Source organism: Rhodococcus sp. WMMA185 (assembly GCF_001767395.1).
GTDB lineage: Bacteria > Actinomycetota > Actinomycetes > Mycobacteriales > Mycobacteriaceae > Rhodococcus_F.
In genome coordinates this window covers 3,017,557-3,033,967 of sequence record NZ_CP017014.1, presented here as the reverse complement: position 1 = coordinate 3,033,967, position 16,411 = coordinate 3,017,557, and the positions used below count along the sequence as shown (strand labels likewise).

At 61.9% G+C, this 16,411-nt stretch carries 14 protein-coding genes and 1 tRNA gene; 10 read left to right on the top strand and 5 right to left on the bottom strand.

All coding sequences use genetic code 11. The features are described from left to right. Positions 1-33 precede the first annotated feature (33 nt). Both BFN03_RS13620 and BFN03_RS13615 read left to right on the top strand, forming a co-directional pair. Positions 34-465, top strand: a complete 432-nt coding sequence (locus BFN03_RS13620) for a type II toxin-antitoxin system Rv0910 family toxin (RefSeq protein WP_070379450.1) — start codon at positions 34-36, stop codon at positions 463-465. Positions 466-560: 95 nt separating this feature from the next. Further along, the gene (locus tag BFN03_RS13615) at positions 561-2,840 is read left to right on the top strand and encodes an ATP-dependent DNA ligase (RefSeq protein WP_442971846.1); all 2,280 of its coding nucleotides are present in this window, start codon (positions 561-563) and stop codon (positions 2,838-2,840) included. 17 nt (positions 2,841-2,857) lie between these two features. Here BFN03_RS13615 and BFN03_RS13610 read toward each other — a convergent pair whose 3' ends face one another. Then, positions 2,858-3,493, bottom strand: a complete 636-nt coding sequence (locus BFN03_RS13610) for a class I SAM-dependent methyltransferase (protein WP_070379448.1) — start codon at positions 3,491-3,493, stop codon at positions 2,858-2,860. Positions 3,494-3,707: 214 nt separating this feature from the next. Here BFN03_RS13610 and BFN03_RS13605 point away from each other — a divergent pair, with 214 nt between their 5' ends. The 3 genes from BFN03_RS13605 to BFN03_RS13595 all read left to right on the top strand — a co-directional run bounded on the left by BFN03_RS13605 (position 3,708) and on the right by BFN03_RS13595 (position 6,505). Further along, positions 3,708-4,583: an SPFH domain-containing protein gene (locus tag BFN03_RS13605; protein WP_157109612.1), complete on the top strand. Its 876-nt coding sequence runs from the start codon at positions 3,708-3,710 to the stop codon at positions 4,581-4,583. Positions 4,584-4,719: 136 nt separating this feature from the next. After that, the gene (locus BFN03_RS13600; protein WP_070379446.1) at positions 4,720-4,947 is read left to right on the top strand and encodes a hypothetical protein; all 228 of its coding nucleotides are present in this window, start codon (positions 4,720-4,722) and stop codon (positions 4,945-4,947) included. 265 nt (positions 4,948-5,212) lie between these two features. Further along, the gene (locus tag BFN03_RS13595) at positions 5,213-6,505 is read left to right on the top strand and encodes a YncE family protein (protein WP_198163271.1); all 1,293 of its coding nucleotides are present in this window, start codon (positions 5,213-5,215) and stop codon (positions 6,503-6,505) included. A gap of 507 nt (positions 6,506-7,012) precedes the next feature. Here the strand turns inward: BFN03_RS13595 and BFN03_RS13590 are convergent. From BFN03_RS13590 to BFN03_RS13575, 4 genes are all read right to left on the bottom strand, one after another. Beyond that, positions 7,013-8,029, bottom strand: a complete 1,017-nt coding sequence (locus tag BFN03_RS13590) for a hypothetical protein (RefSeq protein WP_070379444.1) — start codon at positions 8,027-8,029, stop codon at positions 7,013-7,015. Between the two features lie 493 nt (positions 8,030-8,522). Next, a complete protein-coding gene (locus BFN03_RS13585) occupies positions 8,523-9,029 on the bottom strand; it encodes a hypothetical protein (RefSeq protein WP_084385620.1) in 507 nt (168 codons plus the stop codon). Positions 9,030-9,230: 201 nt separating this feature from the next. Beyond that, on the bottom strand, positions 9,231-9,437 hold the full coding sequence (locus tag BFN03_RS13580; RefSeq protein WP_070379443.1) for a DUF4190 domain-containing protein: 207 nt from the start codon (positions 9,435-9,437) through the stop codon (positions 9,231-9,233). A 203-nt stretch (positions 9,438-9,640) separates the two neighbouring features. Beyond that, a tRNA-Arg gene (locus BFN03_RS13575) sits at positions 9,641-9,713 on the bottom strand. 107 nt (positions 9,714-9,820) lie between these two features. Between BFN03_RS13575 and BFN03_RS13570 the strand changes: the two genes are divergently transcribed. The 5 genes from BFN03_RS13570 to cycA (BFN03_RS13550) all read left to right on the top strand — a co-directional run bounded on the left by BFN03_RS13570 (position 9,821) and on the right by cycA (BFN03_RS13550) (position 16,411). Further along, positions 9,821-10,543 (top strand): dienelactone hydrolase family protein, encoded by a 723-nt coding sequence (locus BFN03_RS13570; protein WP_157109611.1) that lies wholly within the window; start codon positions 9,821-9,823, stop codon positions 10,541-10,543. Between the two features lie 166 nt (positions 10,544-10,709). Next, positions 10,710-12,188 carry a D-serine/D-alanine/glycine transporter gene (gene cycA / locus BFN03_RS13565; protein WP_070379441.1) on the top strand — a complete coding sequence of 493 codons (1,479 nt, stop codon included), beginning with the start codon at positions 10,710-10,712 and terminating at the stop codon, positions 12,186-12,188. Between the two features lie 149 nt (positions 12,189-12,337). Continuing rightward, the gene (locus BFN03_RS13560) at positions 12,338-13,807 is read left to right on the top strand and encodes an amino acid permease (protein ID WP_070379440.1); all 1,470 of its coding nucleotides are present in this window, start codon (positions 12,338-12,340) and stop codon (positions 13,805-13,807) included. 116 nt (positions 13,808-13,923) lie between these two features. Beyond that, entirely contained in the window at positions 13,924-14,784 is an 861-nt protein-coding gene (locus tag BFN03_RS13555; protein WP_070379439.1) for a M23 family metallopeptidase, read from the top strand. 157 nt (positions 14,785-14,941) lie between these two features. After that, entirely contained in the window at positions 14,942-16,411 is a 1,470-nt protein-coding gene (gene cycA / locus BFN03_RS13550; RefSeq protein ID WP_070379438.1) for a D-serine/D-alanine/glycine transporter, read from the top strand.

Sequence of the window (16,411 nt, the reverse complement as noted above, 5' to 3'; positions counted from 1 at the left end):
GGACCTGCTTTTCCACTGCTCTAGGCTGCCCGAATGGCGAAACTCACGGTCAAGACCGACGTCCCCCTCAGCCCGCAAGACACCTGGGACCGAGCGTCCAGTCTGCAGCAATTCGACAGGTGGTTGATGGTTCACGAAGCCTGGCGCGGCGAACTCCCCGATACCCTGACGGTGGGCACCGTCGTCAGTTCGGTCGTGACCGTCAAGGGCCTGCGCAACCGGGTGAAGTGGACGATCAAGGAGTACGACGCTCCCAGCCGCATCGTCCTGAAGGGCGATGGCAAGGGAGGCGTGAAGCTCGGACTCGCCGTTGAGGTCAAGGCGAAGAACAGCCTGTCCGAGATGGCGTTCACGATCGAGTTGGGCGGCGCACCCCTGTTCGGGCCCATCGGCTCGAGTGTCGCGAGGGCATTGAAAGGCGATATCGAGAAGTCGCTTCGGACGTTCGCCGAACTGTACGAGTAAGCGATCGACTCGGCAGGTGGCGATCCACCAAAACGAGCACGTCGCGGCGCACAATATGTCGCACAATATGTATGTATTGGCGGCGGGAGGTGTGCATGACGGCGGGGACCCGACAGATCACGATCGGCGGACATCGACTGTCGCTGACCAACCTCGGCAAGGTTCTCTACCCGGACTCGGGAACGACGAAGGGTGAGGTGGTCGACTATTACACCCGGATCGCACCCGCCATGCTCCCCCATATCGCCGACCGTGCCGCCACGCGCAAGCGGTGGCCCAACGGGGTGGACAGCGAGTCGTTCTTCGAGAAGAACCTGGCGTCCTCGGTGCCCGCGTGGCTCGAGCGGCGGTCCCTCGAGCACTCCGATCGCACTGTGCAGTACCCCCTGCTGAATTCGGTCGCTGCCCTTGCCTGGGCAGGGCAGCAGGCCGCCCTCGAACTGCACGTGCCGCAATGGCGCTTCGAGGGGCAGCGACGTGGGTCGGCCACCCGTATCGTGTTCGACCTGGATCCCGGTCCGGGAGCGGGGCTGCCCGAGTGCGCGGAGGTGGCTCGGGCGGTGCGGGATCTCGTCGCGAACCTTGGCTGGACCACATTTCCAGTTACCAGCGGTAGCAAGGGTATTCATCTATACGTACCGCTCGACCGCAAGCTCGAAGGTGCGGGTCCGTCGACTGTAGCGAAGCAGGTGGCGACGGGCCTCGAGGCACTGCGTCCCGAACTCGTCACCGCAAGCATGGCGAAGGCGGTGCGCGCCGGCAAGGTATTCGTCGACTGGAGCCAGAACAACCCGTCGAAGACCACGATCGCGCCCTATTCACTGCGGGGCCGCTCCCAGCCGTGGGTCGCGGCGCCGAGGACCTGGGATGAACTCGACGACCCCGATCTACGGCAGTTGCGGTTCGAGGAGGTCCTCGAACGATGGGAGTCGGACGGCGACCTGCTTGCCGGTCTCGACCCGCCGTGGGAGGGTGCGGCCACCCTCGCCGAGTATCGACGCAAGCGCGACCCTGGGCGCACACCCGAGCCGATGCCGTCCGTGGTGAGGCCCGGAGATAACAGCAGATTCGTCATCCAGGAACACCACGCTCGGCGTCTTCATTACGATCTCCGCCTCGAACGCGACGGTGTCCTCGTGTCCTGGGCGGTGCCCAAGAACGTGCCGACTACGCCGTCGGAGAACCGACTGGCCGTGCGCACCGAAGACCATCCGCTCGAGTACCTCACGTTCGCGGGAACCATCCCGAAGGGTGAGTACGGCGGCGGCGTGATGACCATCTGGGACTCGGGGACGTACGACGCAGAGAAATGGCGGGACGACGAGGTGATCGTCCGGTTGCGCGGTGAAAAGGCAAGGGGCCGTTTCGCGCTGATCCACACCAAGGGTGACCAGTGGCTGATGCACTTGATGAAGAACCAGGAAGCCTCCGGACCCGGATCGTCGGACCTGCCGCGTGGGCTCTCACCCATGCTCGCCACTCCCGGGACCCTCGACGGACTGGAATCCGACGCGTGGGCGTTCGAAGGAAAATGGGATGGGGTCAGAGTGATCGCCGAGGTCAGTGGTGGTCGTCTGCGGTTGATGAGCCGGACGGGCAACGACAAAACCGGTGACTACCCGCGATTGGGTTGGCTGGCAGAGGCTCTCGGTGATCACGAGGTGGTCCTCGATGGCGAGGTGGTCGCGTTCGACGATCGAGGGGTATCCGACTTCGGTCTGTTGCAGCAGGGAGGCGAGCCGCACTTTCTGGCATTCGACGTGCTGTACCTCGACGGGGTGTCGTTGCTGCGTAAGAAGTACACCGACCGGCGCCGGGTCCTCGAAGCGTTGGCGGCCAAGGTGGATGACCTGGTGGTTCCCCCGCAACTGCACGGTCCTGCGCAGGAGGCGCTGGATTTCAGTCGAGGCAAGGGGTGGGAAGGCGTCGTCGCCAAGCGCCGCGACTCGGTGTATCTGCCGGGCAAGCGCGGGTCGAGTTGGATCAAGGTGAAGAACTGGCGCACACAGGAAGTCGTGATCGGAGGGTGGCGCCGGGGTCGGGGCGCGCGGTCGGAGGGGATCGGGTCGTTGTTGCTCGGCATCCCCGACAGCGGTGGACTTCGCTACGTCGGTCGGGTGGGAACCGGATTCACCCAGCGCGACCTACGGGAACTCGCGTCGATGCTGCACCCGCTCGAAACTGCGACCAGTCCGTTCATCGACACCCTGCCCACCGCCGACCGCAGGGATGCGGTGTGGGTGACGCCCACACTGGTAGGGGAGGTGCGGTTCATGGAATGGACCGAATCCGGGCGGCTACGACACCCGAGTTGGCGCGGCCTCAGGGACGACAAGGCGCCCGAGGACGTGAAGGTAGAGGTGGATCGAGTCTGACCGGGCTAGTTGTACTGTTAGCGTCGGTCTTCGAGTGAGAGCACGGCCACCAGGAACTCGGAATCGTCGGTGAACGGGCGCAGATCCCACGTCGAGAGCAGCACATCCACAGCGAGGCCGCCGGCAGTGGCGTCGTCGAGAAACTGCGGGAACTCGTATTCCCTGCCGGCGCCGAATCCCACGACCACGCGGCCGGTGGGGGCGAGATGGCGGGCGAACCCGGACAGCACCGCTTCGCGGGTGGACGGGGCGAGGAAGGTCATAACGTTGCCTGCACACACGATGACGTCGAAGTCGGCTGCTACCCCACGGGCAGGCAGGTCCAACTCGGCCAGATCGCCCACGAGCCATGTCGGGCCGGGATAATCTTCCTCCGCTGCCGCGATCAGCACCGGATCGAGATCGACGCCGACCACGACATGACCGGCTTTGTGCAGGTAACCTCCCAGGCGTCCCGGCCCGCACCCTGCGTCGAGAACCCGTCCGCCGCGGCCGAGCATCGCGTCGATGAGACGCGCTTCGCCGACGATGTCCTTGCCTTCGGCCGCCATGGCGCGGAACCGTTCCACGTACCACGTGGAATGGGCTGGGTTGGCGGCAGTGATCTCCTCCCACTGGCTGAAGACGCGCTCACCGGGGGTACGTCCACTCATCGTCCGGTTCCTCCTCGATTCGGCCGACCTAACGAGCGTACGTACACGGTAGCCCGACGACCTCGGGGCGCCGACAGGACGGCCCGGCAAGCCCGAGGTCCGATCGTGATTGATGGCGATGGTCGGTGGAGCTACTGCCGTGTAATCGCTTGCGGTGGGCTGTGATACCTTGATTAGCCACTAACAATGGCCCTCAAATGGATTGGAACTCTTCATGATCCGTCGTCGTATCCCTCTGACCGCTGTAGCTCTCGCCGTCGGCGCCCTGGCGTTGTCCGGCTGCACAGTCGTCAGCAACGAGCCCGACCAGGCTGCGGTGGACTACAACGGCGGACCGTTCCAGGCCATCCAGTTCGACTCCTGCGTCCAGCCCTCCGAACGCGCTTTCAAGGCGATCACGGACAACTACTATCAGTACCCGGCAGGTCAGCGAACCTTCGTCTTCGACAATGCCACCAACGGAGACGGGAATCCCATCGGGGACAACCTCGCATACACCGCGCCGTCCAAGGATCAGATCCAGCTCACTGTCTCCGGGCAGATGCGGTTCCAACTCAACACCGAAGACTGCAGCGTCTTCCAGGAGTTCCACGAGAAGATCGGTCGCAAGTACGACAACGGTGAAGACTGGAGCACTCTCCTGAGCGTCTACCTTTCCCAGCCGCTCAATCGCGCGATCACCGACGCCACCCAGCAATTCGGATGGGCAGACCTGTACAGCAACATCGATGGGGCACAGGGCAAATGGGAGTCCAAACTGAAGGAGCTGCTCCCCACGTACATCGAGCAGGCCACCGGGAACGCTGCCTACTTCCCTGCTGACAAGATCGGCATCACGCTCCAAAAGCCCGCGGTCTCCCCGGAGATGCAGAAGTCGATCGAGGGCGTCGCCCAGGCGATCCAGGACAACCGCAGCCAACAGGAACGTAATACACAGGTCCTCAGCGAGGCACAGGGTCTCGAACCGCTCAAGGCGTTGTTCAACAATGACCAGAACGCATTGGTTGCCTACCTCGCTATCAAGGCGGGCAAGCTCAACGGTGTCCTCCCGATCCCCGCGGGCAGCCCGGTCATCGTCCAGCCGAACTGAGTTGCTTGTAGGCCTTTTGGGGCGTTCGCTAAAAGTCTCGAGCTTCCAATGCCGTTCTTTCCGAATAGCGTCCGAACTGAAACCCACGGTCTCGGATCGGCCGCTAGAGGGTTGAACGGGGTGCTAGCCTCACGCGGTGATGACCGGGAGTGAGCTGCTGGATCGGTTGGTCGACAGGTACACAACCCATTTGGATGAGGATGCTCGTCGGCGGCTGGAGTATCACATTGAGCAGGATGCTGTCGTCCAGCTGACCGCTTTCATCGGTACCGGCTTGAAGCGGGACGACCTCACGGATGAAGAGGTTGATTGTGCACTCGAGCTGGCCCGACAGAATCGGCTCCTGAAGGACAGCCCTTACTAGGCAGAAGAGCTGGCGAAGGTGAAGGCTCGCCGAGGGACTGCCTAGCCGCCCGCACCGGCTGACACGTCCGCAATAGTCTTGTCTCCCTGGGGGAGGGGCTCGAGATTCGTTGCAAGATTCGCAGTGCCGACGTCGCGAGAACGATGGCCAATGCCGCCGGGCGATCTTGGGCGAACGCCCGGTATGTATGTTCATTGGGTGTGGCTACCTCCCGTGGCCACTCCGTGCCCGGGGGGTGCGGATTTTTCCGAAGGGGCACAACACTATGACTACCATTGATCGACAGCGTTCACACATCGGATTGCCACGGGCGTCAACGGCACTCAGAGGCACCCTTCTCACCGTAGCCACACTGCTTACTACTGCTGTCGGCCCGGTGGACGCTGACGTCGTCACCGCCAACATCCCGGTTCACAATTGGCCGTACCAGGTGGTGATCACCCCAGACGGAGCCCGCGCCTACGTCTCGAGCCGCAACTCGGTACAGGTGATCGACACCGCTACCAACGTGGTAACCGAAACCTTCCTGGACGGCGAAAGTCCGGAAGGCATAGCGATCACTCCGGACGGTGGCCGCGCCTACATCGCCACCGATGAGGACCACGTGCGAGTGATCGATACCGGCACCAACACGGTCATCGAAACCATCGCAGTCGGCGACTGGCCGCTCGGGGTGGCGCTCACCCCGAGCGGAGACTTCGCCTATGTGACCAATTTCAATGACGACACGGTGTCGGTGATCGACACAGACACCAACACCGTGGTCGAAACTGTCGATGTCGGCGACCGTCCGAGAGTGGTGGCGGTGAACCCGAACGGGGATTCGGCCTACGTCGCCAACATGGGGGGGCAAGTGTCGGTGATCGACACCGCCACCAATGAAGTCACCACCAATGTCCCGGTTGGCGACGAGCCGCTCGGGGTGGCAGTCACCCCGAACGGGGACTACGCCTACGTCACTAATACGGGGCAAGTGTCGGTGATCGACACCGCCACCAATGAGGTCACCGCCACCATCGGCGACGTGCGCTATTCGCGCGAGGTGACGTTCACTCCGGACGGTGCTCGCGCCTACATCACCACCGATCAACACCGAGTGCGGGTGATCGATACCCGCACCAACACGGTCGCCGGCTCCATCCCTCTCGAGAACTCCCCTGGTCATGCGGCGATCACCCCGGATGGCACCCACGCCTACATCACCAACCAGAGCAGCAGAGGACCGGTGTCGGTCGTCGCAATCGAAGCCGAGGTGGAGACACCACCCGCCCTGACGGGTACACCGCCCGTCGGCTTCGCTAACGAGCCTTACCATTACGCGTTCACGGTGACTGGAAACCCGGCACCGATTGTGCATGTGACCGATGGTGTCCTGCCCTACGGCGTCACGTTGAGTGAGCAGGGTGTCTTGTCAGGCACGCCACCGATTCCCGCGACCTACAACTTCACTCTGACCGCATTCCAATTCGACGGCTCCGGAGACCCCGCGGTCCTCGAGGTTTCCGTCGAGATCAAAGACAAGCCCTCCGTCCCGTGGGGAAGCTTCACCGGCAGCTGACGAAATCCCGTTCACGATGGGGGCTGAGTCCAAGGCCAGGTGCCAAAATGCTGCGGTGCGCGGCTATGAGTCCTGTTCTGCAGCACAACAATGCCCCACCCGCCGCTGTGCGGGTTGACACGGTCGTCGCAACACTCTGAATCCAGCAGGTTGCGGCGACCGTGCCGATCTCGAGGGATTGTGTTCGGTTCGGATATCGGTTGCGACGAGCGCACCGACTCCCTTTTCGACACTCCCGCCGGTGGTGGCGCTGACCAGTGATGACTCGTCAATCAGTGCGACGATCACGGACCCGTTCCGTCTATGTGCTCGGAGTCAGCCGGAACTGTGCGCTGGACGGTGGAGACGATCGGCAGCGGTTTCCATCCGAGACTAATCGGATCGTCGTAGACGTGTTCTAGGGGAAAACCATTGGACTCAGGTCACCGGAGCCAGGGCGATAGCCGGACTGAAGCTATCTCCGAAGGGTCGAGGTAGGGTCGGTAAACCGTTGCTGTACCAGGTGGACTACTCGTGATCGCCTTCAGTCCCCGAAAAAGCGAGGAGAGTCTGCAGATTTCCATCCAACGACTCGACCAGCTCATTGATGGCAGCTGTGACCGCGCGCGTCTGGTCTCTGAGATCCCGCATATGCTCAGCCGAGACCTCGTCTCCAACGGCGTTTGCCAGTAATGCGCCGATCTCGTCATCGACACTCAACGCACGCCGTGCGGCCTCATAATGTTCCAGTTCCGAATCCAGCGCGATCAAGCTATCGAGGTATTCATTGAGGACGGCGACACGCTCGGTGAGTCGAGTCCAAACGAGATCCAGTTGCTTACGGGTGACAGCAAACGCACGCTGAGCAGTTCTGGCCGCAGCTGATTTTCCGGCAGGTTCGCTTCCCAATCGGTCGGTTGCAATTCGCAGTGCCAAACAGTGCTGGACAATCTGTTCGCGCTCTTCGACCAGATTCAACTGCACCCGATGGGTGTCGAGGTACTCGGTGCCCCATGCGCGTGTCTCCGGAATAGCATTGCTGATTCCTATTGCCACGGCGAGCAGTCGGTCGATTCGAGCTGTACCGAACGCCTGGGATGCGATTCGGGTGACCTCACTCGACGAGATGACATTGCCACGGCCCGAAGACTCGAACGAGGAAAGCTGTACTACGACCGTCGCTTTCGAGAGGTCCATCCTCTCCTTCCTCGACAGCTCACGGTTGCGACGAAACCCGAGGACGAGGATAGCGACCAGAGTAATTCCGGCAACAACGCTACCTACGGTGGGGTTGAAACGTAGTGCCACGAAAGCGAATGCGATCCCAGCAATAATCATCGCACCGGGGAGCAGGTAACCGGAATCGGGTTCCGATGAAAAGGGACCGAAATCGGGTTCCGATGTATGTTTAGGCGCAAGTGGGAGCACCCTTACCCCCCTGTCCCGCAGCTTCTCGATACGAGGCTTGATGTTGGAGGGCAGGCGATTGTTGTCGAGATACCGGAGACGATTGGTTCTGTCGATTTCCCACTCGATGCGATTCACGTACCAAGTATTAATCACCAATGACCTTGTCTTTGATCTTTTCGGGGGCACCCTGTCAGTTGAGGTCGAGCCCGCAGACGGCACGGGAACCCCGATGGCAGCACGTCGGGCAGCTTTGGAGGCCTGAACTTCTTTGGAGGCCTGAACTTCGGCTCCTGATCCAAAGAGACGACGAAAGCCCGCCCGCCGACGGGGCTTTCGGTCTGCGCAGGACGCAGATGGTTTGGAACTCAAACAGACACGCCGCCCATGAGCGCTGTGCTGCGGGATCGGAATCGCCGGTCCCGCCCCGACCGACACCCGCACCGCTCCGGAGGCTCACGAGGGCACGAAAAAGCGCCCCCGACCGAGGTGGTCGGAGGCGCTCTGGCCGGCCTGGGTGGTCGTGGTGACCAGGCGGGTGGGTGACCGCTGATTGGTAGGTCAGGAACGAACCAGCGTGAGAATGAAGACTCGCCGGATGTCGATCTCGGCCACTCTCAAACCCCGCCTGTCAATAGGCACCTGCGTAGTTGTACCCGCCGTAGCTGCTGTAGTTCTCGTCCCGGGCCTGAAGGTATTCCGCGTGCTCCCGCCCCCCGAGGCTGCCGAACAGTGGCGCTGTCGCCGGGTAGACACTGTAGATCGCGGCGTACACGTAGGCCGAACTCTCGTTGGTAATCCATGCGGAGACGTAGTGGCCGTACTCGTCGTAGCCGAGGTACACGTCCACGGTCCCGCAGTAGAGCGAATCGTCGACCTTGTTGGGGAGGACTGCGTTACGGATCTGCTTCGTGCCGTAGCTATCCTCGTACTCCAAATTGTTGCCGTACTGGTTCGCGCTGCAAAACACATACTTCACATTTGATGCGGAGATAGAGACCGCTTGGGCGGGTGGAGCCGAGAGCGTGGCAGCGCCGAGAGCGCCCGCGACCAGTGCCGCTGCTGCTGCGGCGGTGGTGGCAAGTTTCTTCCTGTAATCCCCCGGTTTATCGATGTGCCTGTTGGTGCCTGCAGGCATCTGTTGGTGGTGTTGATGCTGGTGTTGCGAGATGCGAATCTACAGCACGAGGTTTTTGATGGGTTAGATGTGGTGCAGCGACAGGCGCACGCCCAGACTCACCGGTGAGGGCAGTCGGGGCACGCCGGAGACGCACGCGGCGTAAATCCGACCGATCTGCTTGGGGTGTTTCGCTTTTCAGGTGTCGAGCAGCTTGGTAGTTCAGGTGCGTAGATACGCGAGTGCGATGATGAAGACGACGATCTCGATCACTCCCCAAATTATTGCGGCACTGGCAGGCCCTTCGCCGGACTCGTGGGGTCGCCGTTCGATCTCGCGGGCTCTCATGAGGCCGAAGACGACCGCCACTGGGGCGAGTCCGACCAACGCGGCGAACAGGCCGATCATCGCAGCGGTGTTTGTTCGCACCGGAAACTGCTGCTGTTTGCCGACTTGGCGATGGTCGTACCCTCGCTTCTCAGTGGCCCCGGATCCGCGGAGCGATCGGCTACGAATGGGTGTCGCTGCACACTCGAGGATGCGGTCGGAAAACGCATTTTGTGAATACGCGATGGATAGATCGTCGGATCGTCTCCGAGAGTGGAATTGCAGCTCGTTTGCCAGCTGTTATGTGCCCTCGGCAGGATTCGAACCTGCGACCTACCCTTTAGGAGAGGGTTGCTCTATCCCCTGAGCTACGAAGGCGCGATGCGCGCACCGAAGCGCACACCGAGGTGAGTGTAGCGGGAATGGTGGTTGCTCGCGATGGGCAGGGCACTTGTACGAGAAGTTCCGGCACTGGGAGTCACGACATGTCCGACATCGATCTGACCGAAGTTGCTGCACGGCACAACGGTTCGCGCACATTGCAAGGCTATCTCGTAAGACCGCCGGGGGAGGGGCCGTGGCCGGGGGTAGTGATGGTGCACGAGGCGTTCGGGCTGGAGGACGTGATGCGGAGGCAAGCCGACCGGCTCGCTTCCGCGGGCTTCCTGACACTGGCGCCGGACCTGTTCAGTGCGGGCGGTGCGAGGCGCTGCCTCGTCTCGACGATGCGGGCGATGCTGTCGGGGAAGGGCCGGGCCTATGGAGACATCGAGGCCGCGCGGCAGTGGCTGTCGGCGTCAGCGGAGTGCACAGGGAAGATCGGCGTCATCGGGTTCTGCATGGGTGGCGGCTTCGCTCTGATGGTGGCCGATTCGGGGTTCGACGCGGCGGCACCCAACTATGGGACTTTGCCCCGCGACCTCGATGCGGCGATGGGGGGCGCTTGCCCGGTGGTCGCCAGCTATGGCGGAAAGGACTTCAGCTTGAAGAAGGCGGCAGCCAAGTTGGATGTCGCTCTGACGAAGGCAGGCGTGGTGCATGACGTGCGCGAATACCCGACCGCTGGGCACGGGTTCTTGAATGACGAGGTAGCCGGACCAAAGGTGATTCGACCTTTGTTGAAGGTCGCGGGGATGGTGCCCGACCCGGATGCCGCCACCGACGCCTGGGCGAGGATCGACGCGTTCTTCCGGGAGCATCTGGGCTGATATTTCTGCGTGGCTTTTTGAGTCCTGTTGGGCGCTCCATGCGCTGTGCTGGTGATCAGAACCGACGAAACTCCCTGCTCGAAGTGTGGCCGCGAGCGTTATCGGCCCGACGAGAGTACCTTTGCGGACGCCAATTTCGGCGGCAGCACACTACGGCAGGTGGTTCATGGCTGATCAGGACTATTCGACGGGCTCGATCGGACTGAAATTGGGGGGTGACACCCGGACGGGTCCAGCGGGTCAGCCGCACCTGTCTCGGCAGCTGTCGAACCGGCACATCCAGTTGATCGCGATCGGTGGAGCAATCGGCACGGGTCTCTTCATGGGGTCCGGTAAGACGATCTCGTTGGCCGGCCCGTCGGTGATTTTCGTTTACATGATCATCGGTTTCGCCCTCTTCTTCGTAATGCGGGCTATGGGCGAATTACTGCTCTCCAACCTGCATTACAAGTCGTTCACCGATTTCGCGGCCGACCTGCTCGGCCCCTGGGCGGGCTTCTTCGTCGGCTGGACCTACTGGTTCTGCTGGATCGTCACGGGGGTCGCCGAAATCATCGCGATCTCCGGGTATACCCGGTTCTGGTGGCCCGATCTCCAGTTGTGGATCCCCGCGCTGGTGGCCATCGGTTTGTTGCTGCTACTGAATCTGCCGGCTGCGCGGGCATTCGGTGAAGCCGAGTTCTGGTTCGCTCTCATCAAGATCATCGCCATCGTGTGCCTGATCGTCGTCGGTCTGGTGATGGTGTTTACTCACTTCACCTCACCAAACGGAGCGCAGGCTGGATTCGATCACCTGTGGAGTGACGGCGGCATGTTCCCGATGGGGGCGATGGGTTTTGTCGCAGGATTCCAGATTGCGGTTTTCGCCTTCGTCGGTATCGAGCTGGTCGGTACCACGGCTGCCGAGGCGAAGGATCCGGAAAAGAACCTCCCCAGGGCGATCAACTCCATCCCGATTCGCATCCTGCTGTTCTATGTGGTTTCCCTGATCGTGATCATGTCGGTGATCCCGTGGCGTCAGGTGGTGCCGGACCAGAGTCCATTTACGGCGATGTTTGCGCTCGCAGGCCTGGCCAGTGCCGCCGGGGTGGTCCAATTCGTGGTACTGACGTCCGCGACGTCCTCGGCGAATGCAGGAGTCTATTCGACCTCACGCATGGGCTACGGCCTCGCGCAGGAGGGTGATGCACCGGCCCTGCTCGGCAAGCTGAGCTCTCGAAAGGTGCCCGCCAACGCACTGATCCTCACGTCCGTGTTCCTGCTTGCCTCCGTAGTGCTCCTGTTCTCGGGCGAATCGGTGATTGCGGCATTCACCACGGTGACGACGATCGCGTCGGTCCTGTTCATCTTCGTGTGGACGATGATCTTGGCCAGCTATCTGGTCTACCGGAAGCGTCGTCCAGAGTTGCACGAGGCATCGAAGTTCAAGATGCCGTGCGGTGTTGTGATGTGTTGGGCCGTCCTCGGCTTCTTCGTGTTCATCATCTGGGCATTGACCCGTGAGGCGGACACGCTGCATGCACTCTTGGTCACACCGATCTGGTTCGTTGTTCTCGGCGTCGCCTGGACTGTGATTCGCCGACGCACTTCACATCGTGCCCGCTATGCCGCATTCCGGGCCGAACTGGACGAGCGTCGAATGTAGTTCGTTGTACCGGTTGGTATTCGGGGCGCTTTGCCGGTACCAGTCCTGGCGAAATTCCCTGCTAGAGGGGCACCTACGAGCATTCTCGGTTCCAGGCGCGTATGTTCGCGGACGGCGCGGGGGTGATCGGACACGATAGAGGGTGCTCCATGGCTGATCAGAATTCTTCGACGCGCTCGGTAGAACTAGGATCGGGCGGTGCCCCGAAGCCAGGATCGGGGGAAGAACCACACCTGTCACGAGAATTGTCCAACAGGCACATTCAGCTGATAGCACTGGGCGGAGCATTCGGCCCGGGTCTGTTTCTCGGGGCGAGCAGAGCTATCTCGTTGGCAGGTCCGTCGGTGATCTTCGTCTACATGAGCATCGGCTTCATGCTCTTCTTCGTGATGCGGGCGATGGGCGAGCTTCTGTTGTCCAACTTGAAGTACAACTCGTTCACCGACTTCGCGGCCGACCTGCTCGGGCCCTGGGCCGGGTTCTTCACCGGTTGGACCTACTGGCTCTGCTGGACGGTCGCAGCTATCGCCAACATCGTCGCTATCGCCGGATTTGTCTTGTATTGGTGGCCCGACCTCGACTTGTGGATTCCCGCACTGGTGGCCGTCGTCGTACTGTTGCTGATGAACCTGCCCACCGCCAAGGCATTCGGTGAGGCGGAGTTCTGGTTCGTGCTCATCAAGGTCGTCGCAGTGGTCTGTCTGATCGTCGTGGGACTGATTCTGGTGATCACGCACTTCATTTCGCCGACCGGTGTGGAGGCGAGTTTCGGCAACTTGTGGAACGACGGCGGCATGTTCCCGAGGGGGGCGATGGGCTTCGTCCTGGGATTCCAGATTGCGGTGTTCGCGTTCGGAGGCGTCGAACTCGTTGGCACGACCGCAGCCGAGACGAAGGACCCGGAGAAGAACCTTCCCAAAGCGGTCAATTCCGTCCCGCCGATTCTTGTGCTGTTCTACGTGCTATCCCTGAGCGTGATCATGGCGGTAATCCCGTGGAGCCACGTCGAATCCGGCGAAACCCCATTCACGTCGGTGTTCGCGCTTGCAGGTCTGGGTATCGCGGCCGGGGTGATCCACTTCGTGGTGCTGACATCGGCTGCGTCTTCGGCGAACTCGGGGATTTACTCGACATCCCGAATGCTCTACGGCCTCGCGCAGGAGGGGGACGCACCGGGACGGCTCGGCAAGCTCAACTCGCGGAGGGTGCCGGCCAATGCGCTGGCGTTCTCGGCCTTCTTCCTGCTCACCTCTGTCGTGCTGCTGTTCTCTGCCGATTCGGTGATCGAGGTGTTCACCACCGTGACGTCGATTGTCGCCGTGCTGTTCATCTTCGTGTGGTCGATGATCCTGGCCAGCTATCTGGTCTACCGGAAGCGCCGTCCGGAACTCCATGAGGCCTCGAAGTTCAAGATGCCCGGTGGTGTGGTGATGTGCTGGGCCGTCTTCGCGTTCTTCGCGTTCATCGTGTGGGCACTCACGCAGGACGACGACACCCTCGTGGCGCTGCTGATCACCCCGTTCTGGTTTGCCGGTCTCGGTATCGCCTGGGTGGTGATTCGCCGACGTCCGGCGCACGTGGCGCGGTACACCGCGTTCAAGGAAGAGCTCCGTAAGTAGTGAATGTCACTTTTCGGTCACGGTAGGCATACCGATATCATTTTGTTATATTCGATCGCGACCGAGGAGTTCACCCAGATGGAGTGAGCTTGTAGCACCACCGACGAGGATTTACTGTGGGTTCCCATCACCGGACGGACGGGTCTTCCGTTCGCATAGAAATCGATCCGGATGCGGCCCGTGGTCGTCATCGCAATCAGCAAGCCGGAACAGGCGTAGGCGTCAAAGCCGCAACCGTTGCGGCCGCCACCGGGGCTATCGCGGTCGGGGGAGCCCAATTGGGTGCGGCAAGCGCCGCCGCTGCCCCGGTCGAATCACGCCAGACAGGTGGACTGAGCCTGCCGGGTCTGCCCTTCGAGATCCCTGCCAATCTACTTCCCCCCGGGTTCGAGCTACCCCCTGAGCTCGCGGATGTTGCCCAGAACTTGGGTGTCCAGCACTTCGGGGCCCCGGATCCCGTTGCTCCGGCCCCTGTTGCCCCAGCCCCTGTCGCCCCGGATCCCGTTGTCCCGAGCCTCGGCGCCCAGGCACAGCAGTGGTTCACCTCGATCAACCCGATCAAGCCTCGTACGGTTCAGCCGGTATCGGGCACGCTGACCTCCAAGTTCGGTCCACGCTGGGGGGCGCACCACGGAGGGATCGACATTGCCGCCCCAATCGGCGCACCAGTTCTCGCGGCGGCCGACGGTCAGGTGATCGACGCCGGCCCCATATCCGGCTTCGGACTATGGGTGCGACTGTTGCACGACGACGGAACCACGACGGTGTACGGCCACATCAATGACTATTCGGTGAACGTCGGCCAACGGGTCGTCGCCGGACAGCAGATCGCGACCGTCGGGAACCGCGGCCAGTCCACCGGGCCGCACCTGCACTTCGAGGTGCACGATGCGAACGGGGTCAAGATCGATCCGGGGCGCTGGTTGACTGATCGTGGTGTGTCGGTCACGTGGGACGGTGCGGCCAGGAGCGCGTAGCGCCTGTTCCCGCTCGAGATCCGCGTCAATCGTGGAAGACGAGCATGCCGGTGGTCGAGACCGGCGAAACCCGATCGTGAGGTGAGCTAGCGATCCCGGCTTGTGGGGACTACGTTGGCGACGGCAACGGGGGTCTCGAAACAACCGCAGGTCATCGATGTCTGAACACGTGAGCCCGATCGGATCGGAACCGGGCGGTGGCACCGAGACAGGGACGGCTGGCGAACCACACCTGTCTCGGCAACTGGCCAACCGGCACATCCAACTGATCGCGATAGGCGGAGCGATCGGGACCGGTCTCTTTCTAGGTTCGGGCCGAACCATTTCGCTGGCAGGGCCGTCGGTGATCTTCGTCTACATGATCATCGGGTTCATGCTCTTCTTCGTGATGCGGGCGATGGGCGAATTGCTGCTCTCCAACCTGCATTACAAGTCGTTCACCGACTTCGCGGCCGATCTGCTCGGACCATGGGCCGGATTCTTCACCGGATGGACCTACTGGCTCTGCTGGGTCGTGACGGGCACCGCCGACATCATCGCGATCGCCGCATACGTTCAGTACTGGTGGCCCGACCTTCAATCCTGGGTTCCCGCGCTGACTACCACCGTGGCACTGCTGCTGCTGAACCTGCCGACAGTGCGGGCATTCGGTGAGATCGAGTTCTGGTTTGCCCTCATCAAAATCGTCGCCATCGTGAGCCTGATCGTCGTCGGCATGGTGTTGGTGTTCAGTGGCTTCACGTCCCCGGACGGCGCACAGGCGGGCTTTTCCAACCTGTGGAACGACGGCGGACTGTTCCCGACCGGGCTGATGGGCTTCGTCGCCGGATTTCAGATTGCCGTGTTCGCCTTCGTCGGTATCGAACTCGTCGGCACTACGGCGGCCGAGGCGAAGGATCCGGAGAAGAATCTACCCAGGGCGATCAACTCCATCCCGATCCGCATTCTGCTGTTCTACGTGCTCTCCCTGATCGTGATCGTCTCGGTTACGCCGTGGCGGCAGATCGTGCCCGGCGAGAGCCCGTTCACGACAATGTTCGCCCTGGCGGGATTGGGTATCGCGGCCGGGATGATCCAGTTCGTGGTGTTGACGTCGGCCGCGTCCTCGGCGAACTCGGGGATCTATTCGACATCTCGCATGATTTACGGACTCGCGCAGGAGGGTGATGCGCCGGCCCGGCTCGGCAAGCTCAACTCCCGCATGGTGCCTGCCAACGCCTTGCTGTTCTCGTGTGCGTTCCTACTCATCTCCCTCGTATTACTGGCTTCGGGCGAATCGGTCATCGAGGCTTTCACGACGGTGACGACGATTTCGTCGGTGCTGTTCATGTTCGTGTGGGCGATTATCCTGGCCAGCTACCTGCGCTACCGGAAGCGTCTTCCCGAACTGCACGCGGTATCGAAGTTCAAGATGCCCGGTGGTGTGGTGATGTGCTGGGTCGTCCTCGGGTTCTTCGCGTTCATCATCTGGGCACTTACCAGGGAGTCCGACACTTTGGAGGCGCTGGCCGTAACCCCGGCCTGGTTCATCGGACTCGGTATCGCCTGGGCGGTGATCCGCCAACGTCCGACGCATATTGCCCGCTACGCCGCGTTCAAGGCAGAACTCTACGAGCGCGAAAAGTAG